This is a genomic window from Syntrophales bacterium (assembly GCA_030655775.1).
Taxonomy (GTDB): Bacteria; Desulfobacterota; Syntrophia; order Syntrophales; family JADFWA01; genus JAUSPI01.
The window spans coordinates 1-2,708 of the sequence record JAUSPI010000058.1; the positions used below are offsets into that span (position 1 = coordinate 1).

Sequence of the window (2,708 nt, forward strand, 5' to 3'; positions counted from 1 at the left end):
GGGAAAGGCAGCGTAAGTCCGCCGCTCGTCATCTGTCCAGGGAACACCACTCATGACTCCCTGTTTCATGGCTCTTCCTGGACAACAAAAAGCGGACAATTCATTTGCTACAAAACCGGACAGTTCTATTTGTTGACAACATCTTTTGTTCTTGTCTCACCGATTGTAACGACGAACAAGAAATGGTCAGGAGCCAAAACCCGACCATATATGTTACAATTAGCGAGTATATCTAAATAATTTGAGGTTCAAACCAAACTCCAGGTCATTACGAAGTTGTACGAGCGTTTGCGCCATGCGCGCCTCTTCGGCATGTTTACGCAACATTTCACCTGTTTTCCCCTTCATCACGGCAGCGACCGACAAAACATTGTCTACGTCATTGAATTCCAATAATAATCTGGATGCTGTTTTATGCCCGACCGATGGCACACCCGGAATATTATTAGTGCTGTCTCCGGATAGCGCCAGAAAATCAACAAATTGTTCGGGCTTTACCCCGAATTTTTCCATCACATAGGCATGATCAATATCTCGTTTATTAAAGTGGTCACGTACCTTGATCTGAGCAGAAAGTAACTGAAGAAACATCTTATCGGTCGAGAGGATAATAACTTTTCCTTTCCGCAGCGCCACTTTCACGGCTAATGTGGCAATGACATCATCTGCTTCCAATGTTGGAAAGGTCAGTGAAGAAACACCAAGTTCTAAAAACGATTCTTCGAACGTTTTTAAACTCGACTGCAATGCTTCAGGCATAGGCGTGCGTCCGGCCTTATAGCCTGCATACAGCTTATAGCGCCAACCTGGCTCTTGACCGTCAAAAACACAAACAGCATGGGTCGGCCGGCACTCCCGCAAGGCGCGCTGAAGTGACCGAACGGTTGTCGTAAGGGCATCCTTTACCCGCTGCGGCCCGTCATCTCCGGGTTGAGCGGCATACACACGGCGGATAAGATTAAGTGCGTCCACTAATAAGAAGTTAATCCCCACTGTCTATCCCTTTTTCTATATAGATTCCGATGATCCGCTGACGTCTGCTTGAAGATTTTTACCGACAAAAGCTTTAAGTTCCAGTAAAAAACATAAAACAAACACCCTACATAACCTGATACTTCCTGAGCTTTTTATGAAGAGTTTTCCTGGTAATGCCGAGCCGTCTGGCAGCTTCGCTTTTATTACCTTCGACCAGCTCCAGCGTTTTTAATATAGCGGCCTTTTCCACTTCCTCAAGAGGCAAATTACCGGACATTTCACCCTGGAGCGATACTTCATCTTCATCCCTAACGATTAGCGATATATCATGTTCATCAAGATACTCCGACCGTGAAAGGACTACCCCTCTTTCAACGGTGTTTATAAGTTCTCGAACGTTTCCAGGCCATTCATATTTGAGTAGACGGTCCATTGCATGCGGGGTAAACCCTTTTATTTTCTTATGATTCTTTTCGGCAAATATTTTTAAAAAGTGCTGGGCAAGAAGTGGGATATCCTCTTTCCTTTCTCTCAGAGATGATACGTTCAGGGTGATAACATTTAAACGATAAAAAAGGTCTTCCCGGAATCGACCGGCTCCAATTTCCTGTAGAAGCTCTTTATTGGTGGCAGCTATTACCCTCACATCCACTTTTATCACCTCTTCACCGCCAACCCGGGTGATCTCCAATTCCTGTAAAACGCGTAATAACTTTGACTGCATAGCCAGTGACATTTCACTTATTTCATCTAAAAACAGACTCCCTCCATCGGCCTGGCGAAATTTACCTTCCTTACGCCGATTGGCACCGGTAAATGCCCCTTTCTCGTGACCGAAAAATTCTGATTCAAGCAGTGTTTCAGTGATGGCGGCACAATTGATCTTCACAAAGGGGCCTTCTTTTCGAGGGCTGTTAAAGTGAATTGACCCTGCAATCAGTTCTTTTCCTGTTCCTGACTCGCCTGTGATCAGAACAGTCGCATCAGATGGAGCTACCTGGGCCACTGTTTCCATGAGCTTTGCCATGGCGTCACTGCGGCCAATGATATTTTGTCTGTCAAACTGGGAGCTCAAACTTTCCCGAAGGAGGCGATTTTCCTCGCTTAACTGTCTGTGATCCATGGCCCGTTCCATGGTGAACCGTAGTTCATCGAAATTGAGAGGTTTGGTGAGGTAGTCATAAGCCCCATTTTTCAGCGCTTCCACCGCGGATTCAACCGATGAATAGGCGGTCATAATAATGATCGGAATAGCGGGATTGAGGGTTTTGATTTTTGTTAAGGCCTCCAGCCCGGAGACCCTTATCATGCGAACATCCATTAAGATCAGGTCAAAAGGCTGTTTTTGGACCTTTTCAACGGCAGCATCACCATCATCCGCCTCAACGGTAGAGTATCCCCATCCAGCAAAAAGCGTTTGTAACATAATGCGGTGGGTCCGATCATCATCTACGATCAGTACAATGTTTTTTGATTTCATGAAAATTAAACCTCATTGTTGACAAGTTTGCAAAAAGTCTTTTCGCAGCGAATTGAAGCATTTTGGGAAAAAGATGGTGGTAGTGACCGGCGTTAAGAAAATCTAACTGTTTGAGTGCGTTAGCACGAGTTTTAGATTGTAGGGTCGGGTTTTACACCCGACCGCAAACGGTGGCATATAAAATGCCACCCTACAGAATTGATTTGTCAATCGATTTATCAATGGTCCCCAAAATGGTTCTGAGCGAAGAAAA

The 2,708-nt window shown here is 45.1% G+C and carries 2 protein-coding genes; both read right to left on the minus strand.

The window, feature by feature from the left end:
- Nucleotides 1-219 precede the first annotated feature (219 nt).
- Nucleotides 220-993 (minus strand): flap endonuclease Xni, encoded by a 774-nt coding sequence (xni, locus tag Q7J27_02980; protein MDO9528103.1) that lies wholly within the window; start codon nt 991-993, stop codon nt 220-222.
- 106 nt (nt 994-1,099) lie between these two features.
- Nucleotides 1,100-2,455: a sigma-54 dependent transcriptional regulator gene (locus tag Q7J27_02985; protein ID MDO9528104.1), complete on the minus strand. Its 1,356-nt coding sequence runs from the start codon at nt 2,453-2,455 to the stop codon at nt 1,100-1,102.
- Nucleotides 2,456-2,708: the final 253 nt, after the last annotated feature.

Bases quoted from the DNA above. Each gene is read 5' to 3' on its own strand.
- Q7J27_02985 (MDO9528104.1), bottom strand. From the start codon at position 2,455: ATGAAATCAAAAAACATTGTACTGATCGTAGATGATGATCGGACCCAC.